Below are 21,535 nucleotides of genomic sequence, written 5' to 3' on the forward strand. Positions count from 1 at the left end.
TCCGTTTAAAGGAGTTCTAATGGTTTCAGTGAACATGCGTTCGTAACCTGGAATGCATTCCGCTGCTCGCTCTACCTGAAAGCAAAAACATGCCACCCTGTCAAGCCTTAACAGCTCGTCATGACGGGCATGCTGCCACAGCAACAACCATTAAAATAACATCACACTAGACTTTTTACTATTTTAATAGTAAAACGCGAGGAGCAATTATCAGCGACCCAGAACCAAGCAAACGATGAAAAATTCAACATCCCCAAATAACCCCTCAAATGACACCTGGAGCCAATTGCGCAGGCACTGGGAAGCCGATTTATCCGCCGGTTTCTTGGTGTTTCTGATAGCCCTGCCTTTATGTCTTGGTGTCGCGGTGGCCTCGGGTTTTCCACCGATGGCCGGCATCATTTCCGCCATCGTCGGCGGCCTGCTGGTTTCGAGGCTCAACAGTTCCTGCTTGACCATCACCGGCCCGGCGGCCGGCTTGATCGTGGTCATCCTGTCGTCGGTTCAAAATCTAGGGCAAGGGGATATGCTGGCGGGCTATGGTTATACGTTGGCCGCAATCGTGATTTCGGGTTTATTGCAGATCGTGCTGGGTTATTATCAGGCGGGGCGGCTTGCGGTATTTTTTCCCGCTTCGGTGGTACATGGCATGCTAGCCGCCATCGGCATCATTATCATCATCAAGCAATTATCCATGACGATGGGGGTGCAGATTGCCAATACGCCGACCGTGCTGGCCGGCATCACTGAAGTCATACATGCGCAAGCATTCTATGCACCCAAGATCGGTATGATCGCGTTACTGGCGGCCTGTATTCTGATAGGCTGGCCGAGATTGCCGCATCCTTGGCTTAAGAAAATTCCAGCCCCTATGCTGGTGATCGTGACCGGTATTTTGCTTGGCTACGCTTTCGATCTTACCCATTTTCAGCCCGACCCTTTATTTAAAGTTCCAGCCAACATCAACGTTGACGGCCCGTTTCTAGTATCCATTCCTGATAGTTTGTTCGACAGCTTCCATTTTCCGGATTTTTCAAAAGTCGCTAGCCTGGCTTTTTGGGAAAGCGTCGTTTCGATCACGCTGATAGGCAGCTTGGAAAGCTTGCTCAGCAGCGCCGCCGCTGACAGGCTGGACCCACAAAAACGCTATTCAGACTTGAACCGTGACCTGCGGGCGCTCGGCATCGGCAACTTGGTGTCAGGCATTCTCGGCGGCTTACCGATGATTACCGAAATCGTGCGTACCTCGGCAAACATTGATTATGGCGCACAAAGCGGCTGGTCGAATTTTTTTCACGGTGCCTTCTTATTGCTATTCATGCTTTTGTTTCCAGGGATAATTGCGACCATCCCCTTGGCTTCTCTTGCTGTGCTGCTGGTCTACATCGGCTTTCGCCTGGCTTCGCCTCAAGCTTTCGCCAAAACACTGGATGTTGGCAAAGAGCAATTATTCATATTCGTCGTGACTATCCTGGGTGTTATTGCCAGCAATCTACTAGTCGGGGTGTTTATCGGCATCATCGCAAAACTGCTGATCCACTTGAGTCGCGGCGTTTCCCCGAGGAATTTGCTGAAAATTTCTTACCAGATTGAGCAACAAGACGACCGTTTTAGAGTCACTATTCGTGGTTCGGCGGTTTTTTCCAATTTCATTGCGCTGAAGAGCGCACTGGCGACATTACCGGATAGACACCAAGTGATTTTTGATCTGGCCGACATCTATTTGATCGACCATACCGTAATGGACTTCGTCGATGCGTTTCAAGCGGATTATAAGGAGCGTGGTGGGCACTGCGAAATTCACGGGCTAGATAATCACATAGCCTATGCGGGACATGAGCTGGCTGCCCGGATTAAATATCCTCGGGAAATAGATAGAGCGCTATAAAAAGCAATCACACCTCAGCGGGGCGGGTTATTCAACCCGCCTCGAACGTTTTGGCTAAGCTTGAAAAAAGGCCGAAATGTCGGGACGGGGTTACCAACTTCGTGCGGTGCAAGAATTGCAACCAAAACCGCTCAGTGTGAACCATAGCGATCGTCTTGGCATAAAGAAGAACGATCATAAAAACGACACAACCAGTGCCGATGACGAATTCGCGGACGACCACCGCCAATACTCGGGTCGCTCGACATAGCCTTTGCGAACCGGGTTTTCGTGGATGTAGTTCAGTTTCTGCAGATAAAACGCCGGATTCTCGATTTTCTTTGGCGCATTGGTATCATGCCAGAAATGGTATTTTCCTGATTCGTCGATAAACAACTCCAAAACCCGCGACTCATGGGTCTCGATATTTTCCTTGAGTTTCTTCGAGGTAAAGCGTTTGAAGTCGCGCAGAAAACCAGCTACATCCGGCGAGGTCACGATCAGATGCAAATGATTCAGCATGAACACGTAGCCATTGAGCTCTAAACCCTTTTGCTGCTGGCAATAGCGCAACGAATCCGCCAATATTTGCCAGCGGTTGAAGCGATCGAACAGGTAATACCAGCGTTGGACGGTTAGCGTCAAATAATAGGTGCCGCTGTTGAGTTCGGTTGCTATCCCCCTGCGTCAGAATAGTTGTCGCCTCAAATTTTCAGACTGTATGAAATTTGAGATTTAAACATGAAGTATTCAAAAACCCGTTATTCTGATGAATTCAAAGAACAAGCCTTGGCCAAAGTCTATAGCCGAGGCAATCGCAGCATACAAGCCATCGCTGATGAATTGAATCTCAGCGTGCACACCTTAAAAACCTGGATGAGCCACACAGCACTCGACGATAAGAACTGTCGGCCATAGGCATCGGTCACCAGGGCCAATAAGCCGTTTTGGTAAGAGAGTTCTGTTTTATTGTTATTGCGGTCAGTGATGGATTTCAGCATCCAAGGCTCAACGGCAGCGATTCTTAGCGGATTACCGGGAATTTTTTCGAAGTGGAAGCTTGTGCCGCCCTGCCGATTGGTAATATCGATCGAACCGTCGGAATTTTGGATGACGGTTTGCTGTGTGCCGGAAATGGATGAAAGTGAACCGCTCCTGCCCGAGCGTTGATATTTGGTGACGATCCCGCCCGGACTCATTTTGAATACATCGCTGCCTTGGGTGAACAGAAAGATGTTGTAGGAGTGACTCCAACCAAAGCCCAATACGGTGTCCAGGGATGCGCTTTCGCCGTTGGCATTGTTGCTGGCATAACGCAGGGATAGAGACAAGCCTTCTTCGTTAGTACTGGATGTCGTCAGGACAGGGTAGGTTTCACCAAAGAGCCCTTCGGTATTAGAAACGAAACTGTTCGTTGAGCATTCACTACTGGGGCCGTTGAGGCTTGTGCCATCAGAACTGCATTGTTCAGGGCAATCTGAGCATGATTTTGCTGAACACGTGAAACCTGTGGCGCCTGTTATGCAGAAAACCCGTTTGGCACCGATGAATTTGGCTTCGACGGGACTGGAAAGCAAAACCAAGGCAGTGAAAAAAGTGGCTACAAAGAAGAAAATCCGGGCAGTTTGGTTCATGATGAACTCCTTTAGGCTTTCGCCTGCTTGCCGTTGGGGTAAGGATTTGTTGTCAGACGGAATTGATAATTTGCCTAACACCTGTGAAAACGGCGCATGATGGTTACTCCCAATAAAATTAAGGGCAGTGTCGCCGGCGTGGGTACCGTATAGCCGTATATTTCGGAGTCTGCTTCCGCGCTGATTTGATAGGTCTTGTTGTAATCGAGCAGGAACGAAACCCTTAAGGTACCTTGATTTTCGTGCAGGATGGTCGTGTTAGTACCAGAGATTGAATCCTGGAATTGATCAAAGGACAACAGTCCGTTGATGTCAAATAGTCTGAGGGTAGCGATGTGGGTGATGTCGACAAAGAAGCCTTCAGCATCAGCCGTTCCCAAAATACTGCCTTGATAATCCAATAAAAAATCGACCCATACACTGGTTTCGGTCGCATTGGGATTGGTGATCGTGAAGAAATTGTCAAAGGCAGACACCGCAAAGCCATCGGCCTGCATGTATTTGCGTTCCAAGTGAAGATCGGAATGCGTCGTGCCGGTTATGCCGGCGTTTGGATCAAGGCCAATTTGAGTGCCATTTTCCACAGTATAGTCAGCCAAGGAGCTGACATGGGCTGTGTTTGCAATTGCCTGGATTGAGCCATCATTGCCAAATAAAGAATTGCTGTCATTATCAGGAACGCTGTCGGAATCCGCCGCATGCGCTCTGACATCACCGTACCAGACATCAGTCCACTGCAGTTGTGCGCTGGTATCGCTCAAGGCAAATCTTAGGTTGTTGATCGCCATGTTGCTGGAAGCAGCCACAAATGCGGCTTGTACCTGTCCGGCGCAAAAAAATGCCAAACAAAAAAACGCATTCACTGTGTTCCGGAAAAATTTCGCATGTGTTGCCATGGCACTCCCCTTTGATATTTTGGACATAAAAAAGCCGAACCGCGAGATGAGACTTTTACGCTGTCTCTCTCGGCAGTACGGCTTTCCTATTTCTGGAGGATCCGTGACTTTCTGTCCCTACCTTACGGATAGGTTTAGCGAAGGTGAATTTTTTCGCTATATAACATCTGGGCTATGTGCTTGCAACCAAGTTTTTAAGTCAGTATTTTTTAGAAAGATTATCTGCCTTATTGATACAGTTAATCATCGAAAGATGAGAAACCACGAACACTCAGGCAGTTCCTAGCGAGCAGAAATTGTTCGGCCACAGCCATTGAGCAGAGTATTTTATTTGGCGGCTATGAGCATTCGGCGAGCGTTGTATGGGAAAACAGGAACCTGCATACCGTGATTGCGCCTCTATGGCGAAAATGACAACGGGGCATGTATACAATCGTTATAAATGGCGGCTTTGCTGGATGCAAAACCGCCCGAAGATGTCTTTGTTAGTTCAATCCATGCCTTATGCACTAATCCGCATGGATGAGCGATTTTATCTTCGATGGCTCTGAAGATACCCGCAGCAAGGCGGGTATCGTAGCACCAAGAGATAACTATGGCTTAAATGCCGTTGGGGAAATCGTAGCTGTAATGTTTGCGCAGCGGTTTAACGACTTCCCATTGGCTATCGAGACCGGCCGGAAATACCACCAAGTCGCCCGGCACAATACGTACTGGCTCTCCTCCCGCTGGGGTAACCAGGATTTCGCCATCCAGCACGTAGGCGCATTCGGTTTCGTCGAAATCGATCGGGAATTTGGAAACTTCTTTTTCCCAAATGTCCCAGTTGGAGACGCCCAGTTCCTGTAAACGTTCTTCGCTGGGGTTGTGTTCAATTTTGATTTCTGTCATGTCTCAAATCTATTCAAGTGAAAATAAGGCGATATTCTAGCATTTTGCTGGCCCAGTCTCGCCGAAACTGTCCAATATCAGCGCACCAAACTCAGCAAAACACCTGCCGCCACGGCCGAGCCGATCACGCCGGCCACATTAGGCCCCATCGCGTGCATCAACAAAAAGTTGTAGGGATTACTTTCCTGGCCGACTTTATTGGCTACCCGTGCGGCCATTGGCACAGCGGATACTCCCGCGGCGCCGATCAAGGGATTGATGGGCGTGCTGCTAAAGCGGTTCATCACTTTGGCCATCAATACGCCACTCGCAGTACCGATTGAAAAAGCAATCGCACCCAGTCCCAGAATGCCCAGAGTTTCCAGTTTCAAAAAAGCCTCGGCACTCAGTTTAGAACCCACGGAAAGTCCCAGGAATATCGTCACGATATTGATCAGCTCATTCTGCGCGGTTTTGCTGAGCCTATCCACCACGCCAGAGGCGTTCATCAAATTACCCAGACAAAACATGCCTACCAAGGGCGCGGCAGATGGCAGCAAAAACGCCGTCAACGTAACCAGCATCAGCGGAAACACGATTTTTTCGGTTTGACTGACGGTACGCAGTTGCTGCATTTCGATTTTACGTTCGTCTTCTGTGGTCAAGGCCCGCATGATGGGCGGCTGAATCAACGGTACCAGGGCCATGTACGAATAAGCGGCCACGGCAATCGCACCCAATAATTCCGGAGCCAATTTGGAGGCCACATAAATCGCCGTCGGACCATCCGCGCCCCCGATGATCGCAATCGCCGCCGCTTGTTTCAAATCGAAGGACATGCCCGGCACACCATTCAATGCCAATGCGCCGAACAGCGTGCCAAAAATGCCAAACTGCGCGGCGGCCCCCAATAACAGGGTTTTGGGGTTGGCCAGCATCGGGCCAAAGTCCGTCATGGCTCCCACGCCCATGAAAATCAACAAGGGGAACATGCCGGATTTGATGCCGCCATACAGATAGTAAAGTATCCCTCCTTCTTCGGTCATGTCGGCGACAGGAATGTTACTCAGAATCGCGCCAAAACCGATCGGCAACAACAGTAAAGGCTCGAAACCTTTTCGAATCGCCAAAAACAGCAGCAAAAAGCCCACCGACATCATGATGATCTGCGGGCCACTGATGTTGTAGAGGCCTGTGCTTTCCCACAACAATCTTAGATTTTCCATGAATGATCTTTATTGGTTTCAGACTAGATGGCGGAGCCCAAGCGCCGCCACAAGAAGTTATTAAAGGGTGACGAGTACGTCGCCGACCGCGACACTGTCGCCTTGCTTGACGTTGACCGCGCTGACGATGCCGCCCACTTTGGCGCGAATCTCGGTTTCCATCTTCATTGCCTCCATGACCATTACCACATCGCCTTCGGCAATATGCGCACCGATATTGACTTTAACCTTCAGCACCACGCCGGCCAAGGGCGATACCACCACGCCGTGACCACTGACTATCGGCGGCGTTACGACCAAATCAGGTCCGACAGGCGTGCCTGCGGATGCCTGTATCGAAAGGTTGGCCCCACCCGGTCCTACCGCAACATTGTAATTGCGTCCGTCGACATTGACGGTGTAAAGCTCGGTCGGTCCAGCCGTTGCAACCGGCTGACTGGCCGCTGCGGCGACCGCACTGGAGGCCTCGGGATTGGGCGCGGGTTCAAACGCCGCCGGATTACCGCGATTTTGCAAGAATTTCCAGCCGACTTGCGCGAACATGCCGTCGATCAAGGCGTCTTCTTCGACGCATTCCGCCAATTTAACGCCTTCCGCCGTGGCCTTGCGTTTGACTTCGGCGATCAATTTGTCCATTTCCGGCTGCAATAAATCGGCCGGGCGACAGGTAATCGGCTCCGCGCCGTTCAGCACGCGGGCTTGCAATTCCTTGTTGACAGGCGCTGGGGAAGCGCCATATTCGCCTTTCAAGACGCCGGCGGTTTCCTTGCTGATGGTTTTGTAGCGTTCCCCGGACAACACGTTCAATACGGCTTGGGTGCCGACGATTTGCGAAGTCGGGGTCACCAACGGAATGAATCCCAAGTCTTCACGCACACGCGGAATTTCCTTCAGCACTTCGTCGAATTTATCGGCGGCGCCCTGTTCCTTCAATTGACTCTCCATATTGGTCAACATGCCGCCCGGCACTTGCGAGACCAGGATACGACCATCGACGCCTTTCAAACTGCCTTCGAACTGCGCATATTTCTTCCGCACTTCGCGGAAATACGCGGCGATTTTTTCCAGTTTGCCCAAGTCGAGACCGGTATCTTGCGGCTGTCCTTGAAAGCTGGCGACGATGGTTTCTGTGGGACTATGACCATAGGTCATGCTCAGGGATGAAATCGCGGTATCTGCATTATCCAGGCCGGCCTCGACCGCCTTGACATAAGTGCCCACGCTCAAACCAGTCGTTGCATGGCATTGCATATGAATGGGAATCGAAACCGCTTTTTTCAGCTTGCTGACCAGTTCGTAAGCGGCGTAGGGCGTCAACAAGCCGGCCATGTCCTTGATACAGATCGAATGCGCGCCCATGTCCTCGATGATGCGACCCTGCTCGACCCATTTATCGATGGTATGCACCGGACTGGTGGTGTAGGAAATCGTGCCTTGGGCATGCGCATCGGTATTCAATACGGCCTTGACCGCGCGTTCGATATTGCGCATGTCGTTCATCGCATCGAAAATGCGGAACACGTCGATGCCATTGACGACACAGCGTTCGACGAATTTATCGACCACGTCATCGGCATAATGGCGATAACCTAATATGTTCTGGCCGCGGAACAGCATTTGCTGACGCGTGTTGGGCATGGCTTTTTTCAAGAGGCGCAAACGCTCCCAAGGGTCTTCGCCGAGATAACGAATACAAGCGTCGAACGTGGCACCACCCCATGACTCGATGGACCAGTAACCGACTTGATCCAGCTGCTCGCAGATGGGCAGCATGTCTTCAATGCGCAAACGGGTTGCCAGAATCGATTGATGGGCGTCGCGTAGCACGACTTCTGTAATGCCTAAAGGTTTTTTTACCTTTGCCACTCTTGTTTCTCCTTATGATGCCTTTTGGGTCCGGCAGCCATACCTTGCGGGAATTTCGCCGATGCGCCTGAATCAGGATTCAGAACGACTGTTAATTTTTTTGCTGATATTTTTTACGATACTGATGGACCGCTGCGCTGATCGCTGCGATCGTGCCGAGGTCATCGCCGTGATGATTGCCTGCATGCTGGCCCGCCGGAAGTTCCGGGAAAAACCGCAACAATACCGACGACATCAGCCTGATTGCGACGATCAACATCGCCAAAAAAGCGTAGACCATGCCCATGCCAATCAGCATGAGCTCAATTCCAGCCGACACGAGTTCGTTCATTCCGATCCATCCGTTAATACAAAGTTAAGCCGCATTATCGCCAAAACCTCTCGATTAAACAATCTTATACGCCAAATCCCATGCTGTCGGCGACAAAACGCGTTAGGATAAATGCTCCATAAAAAGCCGCCAGAGGCATGCAAAATTCTCTCGTTTAACGAAAATCAACTCGCCGATTCAAACAGGATAGACATGTCAGAAACCCTCATCGATTTTGCCGTACTCTGCCTGGGCCACGCCAGCTATGACCTGGTGTTTTCCGTGCCGCATCATCCCGCCGAAGACGAAAAACTATTCGCCGACAGTTTGCTGGGCTGCGGTGGCGGGCCTGCCGCCAACGCCGCCGTCATAGTCGCCCGATTGGGATTCAAATCCGCCTTTGCGGGTTATCTAGGACGCGATGTTTATGGAGAAAGCCATTTGCAGGAATTGCAACTGGCGGGGGTTGACACGCGCTTCGTGATTCGCGGCGATTCGCCAACACCGTTGTCCGCCGTCCTGGTCAAACCCGATGGCAAACGCGCGCTGTTGAATTACAAAGGCGACACCCAGCCATTGCCTACCGAAAGCATCGATTTTGTCGGTATTTCGGCGAAATGCATATTATTCGACGGCCACGAGCCGCATATTTCATTGCAGCTACTCAATCAACGCGACCTTACCCATACGGCCACGGTGCTCGATGCCGGTTCGCTGCATGCCGGCACGCGCGCTTTGATGGATAAAGTCGATTACCTGGTCTGCTCGGAAAAATTCGCCTTGCAGTATGCCGGCGATGAACGGACGGCCTTGCAACAAATGGCAGCCATCGTCCCCACGGTGGTCATTACTTTGGGGGAGCGTGGTTTGATCTGGCAACGAGGACAAGAATGCGGGCAATTACCGGCGCCGCCGATCAAAGCCGTCGATAGCACGGGTGCCGGGGATGCTTTTCATGGCGCCTTTGCGGCAGCCATTGCCGCCGATATGGATTGGCCTGAAACCTTGCGTTACGCCAGCGCCGCGGGGGCCTATTGTTGCACGCAAATGGGCGCTCGTCCTGGTTTGCCGAATAAACAGCAACTCCAGTCGTTGCTGGCGAGCTGGCACCCCGTCTAATCCGCATTAGACGTAAACCAAGCGCTTCAACGACGAAAGGTAAGCAACCATCCGACGGGATAGGCGTTTTTTCAATGTCCTTTTCGACACGACGCCGGCAGACCCAACAGTCTTATTCATCGGCAATAACATCCTTAGCCATATCCCGATTGATCAGGAAGTAGACGAGGGGAATCACCACCAGCGAGAACAGGGTGGAGGCGATGATGCCGAAGATGAAGCTCCAGGCCAGGCCGGAGAAGATTGGGTCGAGCACGATCATCACCGAGCCCAGCACCGCGGAGGCGGCGGTCAGGAAGATCGGATTCAGGCGGGTGGCACCGGCCTCGATGATGGCGTCGATCAGGCAGATGGCCGGGTTGCCGCGGTAGATGCTCTCGATGAAGTCGATCAGGATGATGGAGTTGCGCACCACGATGCCGGCCAGCGCGATCATGCCGATCATCGCCGTTGCGGTGAAATAGATGGGGTCGGCATAGGCGCCGACGTCCTCGGCAAACAGGTTGATGAACCAGAAGCCGGGCATGATGCCGATCACGGTCAACGGGATCGCGATCATCATGATCAAGGGCACGCCCAGGGAGCCGGTCTGCCCAACCAGCAGGATGTAGATCATCACCATCGCCGCGGCGAAGGCCAGGCCCAAATCCCGGAACACGTCGACGGTGATCTTCCATTCGCCCTCGCCGGCCATTTCGGCGTGGTAGCCGGGCGGCAGCGGTTTTTCGTCCAGCTTGTCGCCCAAGTCCCACACCGCTTCCACCGGGCTGCGCCCCGCCATCTCGGCTAGCACGTAGGCGACCCGCTGCAGGTTCTTGTGGTAGATGCTCTGGTCGCCGGTCTGGTGTTCGAAATAACCGAGCTCGCCCAGATGGACCATGTCGCCGCGGGCGGACTTGACCGTCAAGGCCAGCAAATCGGCTTCCGACGAGCGGGCGGCGCGCGGCAGTTGCAGTTGTATTCGCAGCGGCTGGCGCTCGCTTTCGACGTGCAGGGTGCCGGCCAGCCCGCCTTCGACCGCCAGTTTCAGGCTGTGGGCCACTTGCTGGTTGCTGATGCCGAGCAAGGCGGCCTTGTCCTGATCGAGACGGAAATGCAGTTTGGCTTGCGGCGCTTCGACGTAGTCGTCGACGTCGACCACGCCTTCGCTGTGTTCCAGGTCGGCGCGCACGCGGTTAGACACCTGGAGGATGTCGGCGTAGCGGGCTTCCGGTGGGCCGTAGATTTCCGCGACCACGCTGGACAGCACCGGCGGCCCCGGCGGCATTTCCACGATCTTGATGTTGGCACCGTAGCGGCGTTCGATTTTGTCGATCTCGGGCCGCATCCTCAAGGCAATCGCATGCGATTGTTGTTCGCGCCGGGTTTTGTCGACCAGGACGATGCGCACATCGCCGACATAGGCGCCCTGCCGTAGGTAGTAATGCCGCACCATGCCGTTGAAATCCATCGGCGAGGCCAGGCCGACATAGGTCTGGTAGTGGCTGACTTCGTTGACGCTGGCCAGGTAGCGGCCGAGGGCGGCCGCGACTTCGTCGGTCGCCTCCAGCGAAGACCCGCGCGGCATGTCGATCACCAGTTGCAGTTCGTTTTTGTTGTCGAACGGCAAAAGTTTCAGCGGCACCACCCGGGTCACTGCCATCAGCGCGGACAGGACGAAGGCGATGAATACCGCCAGCAAAAACCACAGGGCGCGGGGCTTGCTGTGGAGTAGCGGCGCCATGATGGCTTGATAGGTCTTGAAACCGCGGGTTTGTTTCAGGTCGAATTCGGGGCCGTGCTGCTTGCCGTAGTCGCCTTTCAGCAGGCGGTAACTGGCCCACGGCGTGACGCTGAAGGCGATGATCAGCGACATCAGCATCGCGATCGGTACGTTGAAGGCCATCGGCGCCATGTAGGGGCCCATCATGCCGGTGATGAAGAACATCGGCACGAAGGACATGATCACGGCAAAGGTCGCCAGTATCGTCGGCGGCCGAATTTCGTCGACCGCGGTCAGCAGGGCCTGCAGCGGCGGTTCCTTGCGCAGCTTGTAATGGCGATGGATGTTTTCGACGTCGACGATGGGGTCGTCCACCAGCAAGCCCAGCGACAGGATCAGCGCGAACAGGGTCACGCGGTTGATGGTGTAGCCGAAGATCAAGTCCAGCAGCAAGGTCACCGCGAAGGTCATCGGCACCGCCAGGGAGACGATCAGCGATTCCTTGAAGCCCAGGGACAAGGCCAGCAGCACGATGATGGTGGCGATGGCGATGCCCAGGTGCATGACCAGTTCGTTGACTTTGTGGTCGGCGGTTTCGCCGTAGTCGCGCGCCACCGTGACCAGGACGTCGTCGGGAATCAGCGTGCCGTGCAGTTGTGCGGTCAGCGCCAGGACCTGCTCGGCGACGCCGACCGCATTGCTGCCGCGGCGCTTGGCGATGGCGAGGGTGGCGGTTTGCCGCTCTTCGCCCATTTCCGGCCAGGGGCCGGCGGCCTGGCCGACGGTTTTCATGTGCGCGACGCCGGGACCGAAGCCGATGCGGGTGTAGTACGGGGTATCGCGCGGGCCGTCTTGAATCTCGGCCACGTCGCGCAGATAGAGCAAGCGGCCGTCGACGTTTTTCACTACCGTGGCGCCGACTTGGTCGAGGGTTTGATAGTGCGGGCCGGCTTCCAGCAGGATTTCCTGGTTTTGCTGGTTCAGCGCGCCGGCGGACAGTTTGAGGTTGCTTTGCGCCAGGGCTTGCCGAATGTCCAGCAGACTGAGTTGGGCCGCCTGGAGCTTGGCCGGTTGCGGATAGACCGAAATCTGCCGCGGTGCGGCGCCGATGACCCAGCTCTTGCCGACGTCGTCGATCGCGCGCAGGCGTTCGATCAGTTCTTCGGCGATGCGGCGCAACGCCAGGTTGTCTTCGCAGGCCTTAGGCAGCGACAGATTCAGCAGCAAGATCGGCACATCGTCGATTTCCACCGGTTTGACCACCCAGTCGGTGACGCCGGGCGGAATGATGTCCAGATTGGCGTCCAGTTTGTCGCGGGTCTTGATCAGGCTGTCTTCGATGCTCTGCCCCACTTCGTAGCGCACGGTGACCAGGGCCTGGCCGGGGCTGGAGACGGAATAGACGTATTCGACGCCCTGGATCTGTTTCAGTAGCACTTCCAGCGGGGTGGCAACGCGTTTTTCGACTTCTTCGGCGCTGGCGCCGGGGTATTGCACGAACACGTCCATCACCGGCACGATGATTTGCGGGTCTTCCTCGCGCGGGGTCAAGATCAGGGCGGCAGCGCCGGCCAACAGCGAGATCAGCAGGAACAACAGCGAGAGGTGCGAGGTGGTGAACAGTCTGACGATGGCGACCGTCAGGCTGTCTTTTGTGTTTGCGGCCTTCTGCGTCATAACGCCAATCCGCCGTCAGCCAGAAGGGTTTCGCCGTCGCGCAGGCCGGACAGGACTTCGATTTGATCGCCGTAGCGCTTGCCGGTGCGGATGTGACGGGTATGCAGGCGGCCGTCTTCGACCACTTTGACGGCTTGCAGCTGGCCGTATTGCAGGACCGCGCCGAGCGGTATCAACAAGGCCTGGCGCTCGGCCTGGCAGCTCAGTTCCAGCCAGCCGAACTGTCCATGCCGCACGCCGGCGGCCGCGGGCAAGCTGAGTTTGAGCAGGCGGGTATGGGTGTGCGGGTCAATGTCCGGGGCGATTTCGTCGACTTGCGCGCTGAGCGTTGGCGCCAGGGCGTCCAGGCGTACCGTGGCCGTCATGCCCCGGCTGACCGAGGCCGCGCACTGGCTGGCAATCGCCGCTTCGAAGCGCAGCGCTTGCGCTTGGTACAGGGTGACGACGGTTTCGCTGGGCATGGCCATGTCGCCGGGTTCTTTCAAGCGCTCGCTGATCACGCCGTCGAACGGCGCCCGCAGGCTATTGTCCCCCAGCAGGACCTGGGCCTGGCGGGCCGCGCCGGCGGCTTGGCCGACCAGGGCGCGCGCGGCCTTGGCCTGGGCAAGGGCGGCGTCGTAGTCTTGTTGCGTGGCGGCTTGTTTGTCATACAAAGCGGCCGCGCGCTTTTCGTCGGCCGTGGCTTGCGCGGCCCGCGCCTGGGCGGCCGCCAACGCGGCTGTCGCGGCCTCATGCGCCGCGCGTAACTCGCGGTCGTCGAGCCGGGCCAGCACGTCGCCCTGCTTGACGCTGTCGCCGGGCCGCACGTTGACTTCGAGGACGCGCGCGCTCAGTTTCGGCGAGAGGTTCGCCACGGTCCGCGAGCGCACGCGGCCTTGCCAGGCGAGGGTATTGACGGCCGCCTGGGCGCCGACTTTAAAGGTTTTGGCGCCGGCGGGCAGGGTTTGGCCCGGCCCCGGGCTGACACCGGGCTCGACCTTGTCCGGTCCGCCCAAAATGCCCAGGGCATACAAGATCACCAGCATCAAGCCGCCGATGGCGGCGGCGGGCAGCAACCAGCGCGGCTGGCGGGAAGCGTTGTGTTCCGACATGTGAGGTATCCTATGTGCTCAGTTCCAAAAACCGGTGGCCAGTTTCAAGGCCGCGTCGGCACGCAAGGCGTCGTAACGGGCGGCGATGTCGCGGGTCCGGGCCTTGTCGCGCGCGACTTCGGCTTCGATATAACGGGTTACGGTGACGACGCCGGCGTTGCGCTGTTCGTTGACCAGGCGCAGGGCTTCTTCGGCGGCCCGCACCGCGACCGCGGTCACCCGTTCGCGGCTCAGGGCTTCCAGTAATTTCAGGTGCGCGGTCTTGACCTGGTTTTCCACCTGCAGCCGCATTTGCCGGGCGGCTTCGCGGGCGGCGGTCACGGCGTGCTCGGCGTGCTTGATCTTTTCCTGGGTGGCGAAGCCGGAAAACACGTCGACTTCGAGCGTCACGCCGGCGGTGACGTTGTCGCGGCGGGTGCTGTAGGCCAGGTCCTGGCTGTCGGAGCCGTAGCTGACGAAGGCGTCGGCGCGCGGTAAATGCCCGGCTTCGGCCATGTCGAGCTGTTTCTCGGCGATGGCGACCCGCTTTTGGGCGGCCTGCAAGCCGGGATGCTGACGCAGGGCCTGGTCCAGCAAGACCTCGAACCCGGCCGGCGTTTCAGGCAGGTTTTGCTCGAGCGGGGTCGCCAAGGCAAAATCCTGTGCCGCCGGCAAGCCCATCAGGGTTTTCAGCATGGCCTTGGCCATATCGATCGCATGGGTCGCCTGGATTTCCGCGTCCTGGGCTTCGGCCAATTGCACTTCCAGCGACAACACATCGGATTTCAACAGCGTGCCGGCCTCGAAACGGGTGCGGCTTTGCCCCAGCTGGGCCTGCACGGCTTCGATCGAGCGCTGGCTCACGGCGTGCGCGTCTTGCGCAGCCCAATAGCCGTAGTAGGTCGCGGTGACGTTGTCGATCAGCTGATGCCGGGTGGCGGTTTTTTCCAGCTCGGCGGTCTCTATCCCCCACTCCGCCGCCTGCTTGCGGTAATAGTCCTGACCACCGCGAAACAAGGCATAACTGGCGCTCACTTCCGGCCGGTAGTTGTCGACCCCGCCCGGATGGTTGAAATAACCGTCCCCCTTGGCAAAATCCAGCCGCCGCTGGGCGATGATCATCGCGAAGGCTTGCGAGGGATTGTCGCTGTGCAGATACGACAGGCTCGCCTTGATTTGCGGATAAAACGCCGCCAACGCCTCGCCCAATTGCGCATCCGCCTGCTCGATCCTCGCCTGCAATACCCCCAGCTCCGGATTGTTCTCCAGCGCATAATCGAGGGTTTGTTGCAAGGTGTAAGCAGGCTGTCCCGAATCGGCCCGCGCCGGGTTGACCGCCAGCATTAACACCGGCGCCATTAGCCAAAAAACTCTCAGTCTCATTTCAAATTTTGTTGTTGCGAGGGTCAAATGATAGGACATGACAAAACCGCGGCAGAGGTTTGATGCCGTGGTCACGCCCAAGCAACGGGCGGCTATCTTGGCCGCCACCGCTGCTTGGCTCTGCCCTTTAGCCTTTCAGGCGCATGATGCCGAACATTTTCAGTGTCAAGCGTTCGTAGTAGGGCTCGCTGATGCCTTTGCGCACCTTGCGCATGAAATATTTTTCATAGCCTATCTTCGCCAAATGCACCCATTTGCCGCTGGAAGACCATTGCACATTGCGCGGTGGAATTTGCGGCATGGCCAGGAAAGCGACGCCACTGTCGCCGAAATCGGCCAGACACAGGGCATTCCAGCTGCCTTTGTCCTTGGGTTTTTTACCGTCGAGCTCGGCGCGAATGTTGTGCGCGGTGGCCGTCACCATGGACTCGATCATGTAGCCGGTTTTCGGCGTACCGGTTGGCACCGGTGTTTGTTCGATCGGCGGGATGGCGATGCAAACGCCGACGGAATAGATGTTTGTATAGGTCGGATTGCGTTGATGCTCGTCCACAATCACGAAACCGCGCGGGTTGACCAGTTTGTCGATACCCTGCAAAGCGTCTACCCCCTTGAAGGCCGGCAGTATCATGCTGTGTTTGAAAGCCAGCTCATGTTTCTTTTTCTCCTGGCCGTTTTCGTCGACTTCGGTGACGTACATCATGCCATCCTCGATCTTGTCGATTCTGGCGTTACAGATCCAGTTGATGCTCTTGTTGCGCAATTCACTTTCCAGCATGCCCTTGGTGTCGCCGACGCCGCCCAATCCCAGATGACCGATATAGGGTTCGGAGGTCACGTAAGTCATTTTGACCTTGTCGCGAATTTTGCGTTTGCGCAAGTCTGTTTCCGCGATGAACATGTACTCATATGCCGGGCCAAAGCACGATGCGCCTTGAGCGGCGCCGATGACGATGGGGCCTGGATCTTCGACGAATTTGTCCCAAAACTCCCCTGCCTCGCCCGCGTGATCGACATGACAAACCGATTGGGTGTAACCGTCAGGCCCCAAACCGGGCACTTCGTCGAAAGCCAGTTTCGGACCGGTGGCAATGATCAGATAATCGTAATCCACCCTGGCACCATCGGCCAATTCGACTTGGTTGCTGTCCGGGTGGAAACGGGTGACTTTTTGCTGAATGAAACCAATCTTCTTTTTGTTGAACATCGGCGCCAGTTCGACCTTGATGTCTTCGGGCTTGCGCCAGTTCACCGCCACCCAGGGATTGGAAGGCACGAAATGAAAAGTCGGGGTATCGGCAATCACCACTACCTCGTCTTCTTTCCGGGCGTTTTCCTTCATTTCCAGTGCCATCGGGATACCGCCGATGCCCGCGCCTACGATTACTATTTTTGCCATGAGTCTACTCCTGATCGATAGATAAAATTTTTGTCAGTGTTAATGGCATTTCTTATGCTCAATTATGTTTGCTCGATGCCTGGCGGACAGCATTGGGTAAAACCGCTGTGTAACCTAAGGGAAAACCGACAGCCCCACGAACGAATCGTCACGATAACCCTGCTTTCGACGGCCGGATAAACTTTCGCCGTCAAAGCAGCGAAAGCGAGGATCGATTCGTTTATAAGCAATACCTGAAATTCTTATATCAAATTACATGCCAGCTCTCTTTATCCCGTTGCGGCGCCTGTTTTCCAGGGGCATGGGCGATTTTCCCGCCCCAAGCATGTTTCAGTTTGAAACACGGAAACATCTTGGTTACAATTGCAACATCCTTGAAACAACATTGATATTCTGATGAGTCAATTCTCCCCGTTTTTCAATCGCTGGCTCAGCCGGATCGGCCCGGATCAGGTGGTGGCCATCCTGACGGAACTCGTGGATGCAGGTGCGGTGTTCGCGGTGGATGCCGACGGTAAGGTTTTGTTTTGGAGCAAGGGCGCGGAAAAGCTGTTTGGTCAAACGGCGGACATGGTGCTTGGTAAATCCTGCGCCGAGGCTCTGGGTTGCGATCAAGGACAGGACCCTTGTGGCTTGGCCGAACTGGGTTCGATCAAGGCGCAAAGCGTTCAGGTTAAACGCCTTTCGGGTGGCCGCCTGACCTGTCAGCGCACTGCGCGCGCCTTCTTCGACGCCCAGGGCCAATTTGCCGGCGCATTGGAATTTCTCCACCCGCAAGTATCGGCCGAAACGCTCGTAGGAAAACAGGGAAATAGCGAAAGCTTTCACGGCATTCTGTCCCGCGACCCGGCCATGCTGGAAGCGATCAAGATTATCCGCAATGTCGCCGAGACCGAAGCAACCGTGCTGATTCGAGGCGAATCGGGTACTGGAAAGGAATTGGTGGCGCGTGCATTGCATCAAGAAAGCCCACGCCGCCATCGCCCTTTTCTGGCCATCAACTGTGCGGCGCTAAGTCCCAACTTGCTGGAAAGCGAACTGTTTGGTCATGTCAAAGGCGCGTTCACCGGCGCCGTGCGCAACCATGCCGGCCTGTTCACGCGCGCGCATGGCGGTACCCTGTTTCTGGACGAAGTCGCCGAACTCCCGCTGGAATTGCAGGCCAAATTGCTCAGGGTTTTGCAAGAACAAAGCTTCATCCCGGTCGGCGGGGATTCGGCCATTAGCGTCGATGTCCGTATCATCGCCGCCACGCATCGCTCGCTCCGCGAGGAAGTAAAAGCGGGACGGTTTCGCGAGGATTTGATGTATCGCTTAAGGGTGGTTCCCGTCTTCTTGCCGCCACTGCGGGAGCGGCGGCTGGACGTCAACTTGCTGCTCTGGCATCAAATCAATCTGCATAATCTCCATGGTAAACGCCATGTCGACAGCATCGCCCCGGAGGCGATGCGGCGTTTGCTGGATCACGCCTGGCCCGGTAACGTGCGCGAGTTGATCAATGTCGTCGAATACGCTTTCGCGGTGGGACGCGGAAACGAACTGCGTCTGGATGATTTACCACCGGAATTTCGTGAACCCAAGCCCTTGGCGGCATTTGACGCCGTGCCGACCATCAGCCGGACCAGGAACAAACATGAAGCGGAATTGATCCGTGATGCGTTGAAAATGGCCAATGGCAATTTGGAGGCGGCGGCCAGCTATGCCGGCATGAGCCGGGTCACATTTTGGCGAAAGCGAAAAAAATATAACATCGAAGGGTATGACTAGGCGCTCGCGGCGGTTAAGGGCGGCGCCAATTAGTCCCCTGTAGGGGCTTTAGCTAGCCTGGCCGACGAAGAAACCTTCGCTTGCGCCCGCTTCAATCGAACAAAGCCCACACCGGTGTTAGATTGGTCGGCAACGGCGCCAATCTTCCCAGTTCCACCCATTGATTGTCCGGAGTATGAAAATCCGACCCCACCGACGCATGTAACTGATGCCGCAGCGCAAACTGCATGCTCAGCTGAATATCGTCCGCCGATGCCCTGCCGGTGACGACTTCCACGGCTTGACCACCAGCCTGTTTGAATGCGCTCAACGCACGGTTCATCCACTTATGGGTCAGGCTATAACGCAAGGGGTGGGCCAGCACCGCGACACCACCCGCCGACCGTATCCAGGCGACCGCATCGTCCAAAGCGGCCCACTGCGTAGGCACGAAAGCCGGTTTACCCTTGCTGAGATAGCGGTCGAAAGCTTCCTGCTGCGTGACGACATACCCTTCGGCCACCAGGAAATCGGCGAAGTGGGAACGGGTGATCTCGCCGCTACCCGCCGCCTGGCTAACTGCCGGATAGGCGCCCTTGATGCCTTTTTTTTCCAGTTTTTCGGCGATTTTCAGTGCGCGCTGATCGCGAATGGCTTGTTGTGTGGCGAGGCCTTCCCGCAAATCCTTCTGCTCGGGATCGATATTCAATCCGACTATGTGTAAACACTGATTGGCATAAGTCGCCGACAACTCGATGCCCGGAATCAGCTTCAACCCTATTTCGTCAGCCACTCGCGCGGCGTCGGCCAAGCCATCGGTCGTATCGTGATCGGTCAAGGCCAGCACGGTTACGCCTTGCCGATGCGCGCGCCTAACCAGTTCGGTCGGCGACAATGCACCGTCCGACGCGGTGGAATGACAGTGCAAATCGTACACTTCTGAGCTCATTGATATTCGCCGTAAAGTTTGGCATACAAGCCTTTTTGTTGAATCAAGGCTTCGTGCCGTCCCTGTTCGCAAATGCGGCCTTCTTCGAACACGTAGACATGATCAGCCTGCTTCACGGCGCTGAGACGGTGGGCGATGATGAGCGTGGTACGGCCATGTAAAAATTGGTTCAAGGCCTGGTGTAGCTTGTATTCGGTTTCGCTGTCCAGCGCCGATGTGGCCTCGTCGAGTATCACCACCGAGGGCTTGCTGACTATCATCCGCGCGATGGCCAGGCGTTGGCGTTGCCCACCCGACAAGCGCATGCCCTGCCGGCCGACCACGGTATCCAGGCCTTTATCCAGTTCGGCCACGGTCGTTTTCAATTGCGCCAATTCAAGGGCATACCACAATTCACTGTCCTCGATGGCGCGGCCCAAGGTCAAATTGGCGCGAATGGTGTCGTTTAACAAGGCGGGATGTTGTAATACCGTGGCCACATGCTCACGCACCACATCCAGGCCGATACGATCCAGCGGCACGCCGTCAAAGTAAATCATGCCTTCATCGGGTGGATACAAACCGATCAAGGTTTGCGCCAAGGTCGATTTACCACCGCCACTGGCACCCACCAGCGCGATTTTTTCACCGGCCGGTATATCCAGATTAATGCCGTTCAACACGGGTTCGTCCTTGTAACTGAAATGCAGATCTTTGACACTGACCGACACGGTCTTTTTGCCCAGAAATGGGTTGTGCAAATGCGGATATTGGGGTTCGCGTTGCAACTGCGTGAGTCGATTGACCCGAGCCAAGGCAGCCTTGGCGGCGTAAAAAGATTGCTGGATATTCAATATCTCTTGCACCGGCGCCATCATGAACCACAGGTATCCGAATACCGCCAGCATCTCGCCTATGGTTAGACTCGAATACAACACCATCAACATCGCCGTGGCACGAAAAATGTCGAAGCCAAACAAAAATGTCAAAAAACTCAGGCGGACCGTGGCATCACTTTTCCAGGCAAACGCGGTCGAATGTTCCTTGACCGCCAAGGCACTATTGATCAATTGCTTGCAGTAATGTTGTTCGCGGTTGCTGGCGCGAATCTGATTGATGGCTTCCAGGGTTTCGCTCAAGGCCTGCTGGAATATCGCATAGGCCTTGTTTTCGTTGGCTTTCAGGTCCTTGATTTTGGAACCGATGGCCTTGGCGAAATAAATCACGACCGGATTCAGAAAAATGATGAATAATCCCAGCTGCCAATGCATCCACAATAAAATCACGGCAGTACCCAGCACTGTCAAGCAGGCCACCAGCAGTTTGCTGATGGTGCTACCGATGAAATTATCCAGCGTATCGAGATCGGTCACCATATGCGCGGTCACGGTGCCACTGCCTAGACTTTCATATTCTGACATCGAAATATATTGCAAATGATCGACCATATCGGAGCGCATGTGAAAAATCACATCCTTGGCAATATTGGAAAACTGCCGGGTCTGGATGATATTCAACACTAGCGCGAACAGCCGCATCGCCAGACTCACGAGCAACACACCGGCGATGTAGACGATGGGCTGCTGCCAATCCGCCGGTAAAAACGGGTTGACGCTATTCAACACCAGGCCGGGATGGTTCAGCAGCACCTCGTCGACCAAGAGCGGCATCAATAGCGGCACCGGCACGCTGGCCACCGTGGCGAGAATGGCGATGACATGTCCCATCACCAATTGTTTTTTATGCAGCAGGGCAATGCGAAAAATGTAATGCCAGGAATAGTGTTGTTTACTGGACGAACGCGGCTTTTTCAATGTAGGGATGAGATCGATTAGTCTGTGG

Annotated in this window: 18 protein-coding genes and 1 riboswitch; of the genes, 6 read left to right on the top strand and 12 right to left on the bottom strand. The window is 55.5% G+C overall.

Features of this window, described 5'->3' with window-relative positions; genetic code table 11:
- Nucleotides 1–235: 235 nt before the first annotated feature.
- Nucleotides 236–1,888, top strand: a complete 1,653-nt coding sequence (locus NM686_RS11580) for a SulP family inorganic anion transporter (RefSeq protein ID WP_269021747.1) — start codon at nt 236–238, stop codon at nt 1,886–1,888.
- Nucleotides 1,889–2,062: 174 nt separating this feature from the next.
- Here NM686_RS11580 and NM686_RS11585 read toward each other — a convergent pair whose 3' ends face one another.
- Nucleotides 2,063–2,545 (bottom strand): REP-associated tyrosine transposase, encoded by a 483-nt coding sequence (locus NM686_RS11585; protein ID WP_407942388.1) that lies wholly within the window; start codon nt 2,543–2,545, stop codon nt 2,063–2,065.
- A gap of 63 nt (nt 2,546–2,608) precedes the next feature.
- On the opposite strand from NM686_RS11585, the gene NM686_RS11590 reads away from it, so the two are divergent.
- A complete protein-coding gene (locus NM686_RS11590) occupies nt 2,609–2,785 on the top strand; it encodes a transposase (RefSeq protein WP_269021749.1) in 177 nt (58 codons plus the stop codon).
- Between the two features lie 528 nt (nt 2,786–3,313).
- Nucleotides 3,314–3,601, top strand: coding sequence for a hypothetical protein (locus tag NM686_RS11595; RefSeq protein WP_269021751.1), 288 nt, complete (start codon nt 3,314–3,316; stop codon nt 3,599–3,601).
- Here the strand turns inward: NM686_RS11595 and NM686_RS11600 are convergent.
- The 5 genes from NM686_RS11600 to NM686_RS11620 form a co-directional block, all read right to left on the bottom strand.
- Entirely contained in the window at nt 3,576–4,397 is an 822-nt protein-coding gene (locus NM686_RS11600) for a hypothetical protein (protein WP_255188020.1), read from the bottom strand. The genes NM686_RS11595 and NM686_RS11600 overlap by 26 nt on opposite strands.
- 68 nt (nt 4,398–4,465) lie before the next feature.
- A riboswitch (cyclic di-GMP riboswitch) is annotated at nt 4,466–4,546 on the bottom strand.
- A 451-nt stretch (nt 4,547–4,997) separates the two neighbouring features.
- Nucleotides 4,998–5,288 carry a cupin domain-containing protein gene (locus NM686_RS11605; RefSeq protein WP_255188021.1) on the bottom strand — a complete coding sequence of 97 codons (291 nt, stop codon included), beginning with the start codon at nt 5,286–5,288 and terminating at the stop codon, nt 4,998–5,000.
- A 77-nt stretch (nt 5,289–5,365) separates the two neighbouring features.
- The gene (locus NM686_RS11610; RefSeq protein ID WP_255188022.1) at nt 5,366–6,493 is read right to left on the bottom strand and encodes a sodium ion-translocating decarboxylase subunit beta; all 1,128 of its coding nucleotides are present in this window, start codon (nt 6,491–6,493) and stop codon (nt 5,366–5,368) included.
- Between the two features lie 60 nt (nt 6,494–6,553).
- Entirely contained in the window at nt 6,554–8,359 is a 1,806-nt protein-coding gene (gene oadA, locus NM686_RS11615; RefSeq protein ID WP_255188023.1) for a sodium-extruding oxaloacetate decarboxylase subunit alpha, read from the bottom strand.
- Between the two features lie 91 nt (nt 8,360–8,450).
- Nucleotides 8,451–8,690, bottom strand: coding sequence for an OadG family protein (locus NM686_RS11620; protein WP_255188024.1), 240 nt, complete (start codon nt 8,688–8,690; stop codon nt 8,451–8,453).
- A 192-nt stretch (nt 8,691–8,882) separates the two neighbouring features.
- Between NM686_RS11620 and NM686_RS11625 the strand changes: the two genes are divergently transcribed.
- Nucleotides 8,883–9,788 carry a carbohydrate kinase family protein gene (locus tag NM686_RS11625; RefSeq protein WP_255188025.1) on the top strand — a complete coding sequence of 302 codons (906 nt, stop codon included), beginning with the start codon at nt 8,883–8,885 and terminating at the stop codon, nt 9,786–9,788.
- A gap of 112 nt (nt 9,789–9,900) precedes the next feature.
- On the opposite strand, the gene NM686_RS11630 is transcribed toward NM686_RS11625, so the two are convergent.
- A complete protein-coding gene (locus NM686_RS11630; protein ID WP_269021752.1) occupies nt 9,901–13,167 on the bottom strand; it encodes an efflux RND transporter permease subunit in 3,267 nt (1,088 codons plus the stop codon).
- Nucleotides 13,164–14,036, bottom strand: a complete 873-nt coding sequence (locus NM686_RS11635; protein ID WP_255188568.1) for an efflux RND transporter periplasmic adaptor subunit — start codon at nt 14,034–14,036, stop codon at nt 13,164–13,166. Before NM686_RS11635 ends, NM686_RS11630 begins: the two co-directional genes overlap by 4 nt.
- Between NM686_RS11635 and NM686_RS11640 the strand changes: the two genes are divergently transcribed.
- Nucleotides 13,975–14,262 carry a hypothetical protein gene (locus tag NM686_RS11640; protein WP_269023023.1) on the top strand — a complete coding sequence of 96 codons (288 nt, stop codon included), beginning with the start codon at nt 13,975–13,977 and terminating at the stop codon, nt 14,260–14,262. The two genes, NM686_RS11635 and NM686_RS11640, sit on opposite strands and share 62 nt — an antisense overlap.
- A gap of 14 nt (nt 14,263–14,276) precedes the next feature.
- Here the strand turns inward: NM686_RS11640 and NM686_RS11645 are convergent, their stop codons facing one another.
- On the bottom strand, nt 14,277–15,620 hold the full coding sequence (locus tag NM686_RS11645; RefSeq protein ID WP_269021753.1) for a TolC family protein: 1,344 nt from the start codon (nt 15,618–15,620) through the stop codon (nt 14,277–14,279).
- 127 nt (nt 15,621–15,747) lie between these two features.
- Entirely contained in the window at nt 15,748–17,019 is a 1,272-nt protein-coding gene (locus tag NM686_RS11650; protein WP_255188030.1) for an NAD(P)/FAD-dependent oxidoreductase, read from the bottom strand.
- 396 nt (nt 17,020–17,415) lie between these two features.
- Between NM686_RS11650 and NM686_RS11655 the strand changes: the two genes are divergently transcribed.
- Nucleotides 17,416–18,786, top strand: coding sequence for a sigma-54 interaction domain-containing protein (locus NM686_RS11655; RefSeq protein ID WP_255188031.1), 1,371 nt, complete (start codon nt 17,416–17,418; stop codon nt 18,784–18,786).
- A gap of 91 nt (nt 18,787–18,877) precedes the next feature.
- Here the strand turns inward: NM686_RS11655 and NM686_RS11660 are convergent, their stop codons facing one another.
- Both NM686_RS11660 and NM686_RS11665 read right to left on the bottom strand, forming a co-directional pair.
- Complete coding sequence (locus NM686_RS11660; protein ID WP_255188032.1) at nt 18,878–19,714, bottom strand: PHP domain-containing protein; 837 nt, start codon at nt 19,712–19,714, stop codon at nt 18,878–18,880.
- Nucleotides 19,711–21,507: an ABC transporter ATP-binding protein gene (locus tag NM686_RS11665; protein WP_255188033.1), complete on the bottom strand. Its 1,797-nt coding sequence runs from the start codon at nt 21,505–21,507 to the stop codon at nt 19,711–19,713. The genes NM686_RS11660 and NM686_RS11665 overlap by 4 nt, the downstream gene beginning before the upstream one ends.
- Nucleotides 21,508–21,535 lie beyond the last annotated feature (28 nt).

This window comes from Methylomonas rapida, from assembly GCF_024360925.2.
GTDB classification, from domain to species: Bacteria; Pseudomonadota; Gammaproteobacteria; order Methylococcales; family Methylomonadaceae; genus Methylomonas; species Methylomonas rapida.

What these genes read in the sequence shown, in the direction of transcription:
- NM686_RS11580 (WP_269021747.1), top strand. Translation starts at nt 236, where the DNA reads ATGAAAAATTCAACATCCCCAAATAACCCCTCAAATGACACCTGGAGC.
- NM686_RS11590 (WP_269021749.1), top strand. Translation starts at nt 2,609, where the DNA reads ATGAAGTATTCAAAAACCCGTTATTCTGATGAATTCAAAGAACAAGCC.
- NM686_RS11600 (WP_255188020.1), bottom strand. Translation starts at nt 4,397, where the DNA reads ATGGCAACACATGCGAAATTTTTCCGGAACACAGTGAATGCGTTTTTT.
- NM686_RS11605 (WP_255188021.1), bottom strand. Translation starts at nt 5,288, where the DNA reads ATGACAGAAATCAAAATTGAACACAACCCCAGCGAAGAACGTTTACAG.
- NM686_RS11610 (WP_255188022.1), bottom strand. Translation starts at nt 6,493, where the DNA reads ATGGAAAATCTAAGATTGTTGTGGGAAAGCACAGGCCTCTACAACATC.
- NM686_RS11620 (WP_255188024.1), bottom strand. Translation starts at nt 8,690, where the DNA reads ATGAACGAACTCGTGTCGGCTGGAATTGAGCTCATGCTGATTGGCATG.
- NM686_RS11625 (WP_255188025.1), top strand. Translation starts at nt 8,883, where the DNA reads ATGTCAGAAACCCTCATCGATTTTGCCGTACTCTGCCTGGGCCACGCC.
- NM686_RS11630 (WP_269021752.1), bottom strand. Translation starts at nt 13,167, where the DNA reads ATGACGCAGAAGGCCGCAAACACAAAAGACAGCCTGACGGTCGCCATC.
- NM686_RS11645 (WP_269021753.1), bottom strand. Translation starts at nt 15,620, where the DNA reads ATGAGACTGAGAGTTTTTTGGCTAATGGCGCCGGTGTTAATGCTGGCG.
- NM686_RS11650 (WP_255188030.1), bottom strand. Translation starts at nt 17,019, where the DNA reads ATGGCAAAAATAGTAATCGTAGGCGCGGGCATCGGCGGTATCCCGATG.
- NM686_RS11655 (WP_255188031.1), top strand. Translation starts at nt 17,416, where the DNA reads ATGAGTCAATTCTCCCCGTTTTTCAATCGCTGGCTCAGCCGGATCGGC.
- NM686_RS11660 (WP_255188032.1), bottom strand. Translation starts at nt 19,714, where the DNA reads ATGAGCTCAGAAGTGTACGATTTGCACTGTCATTCCACCGCGTCGGAC.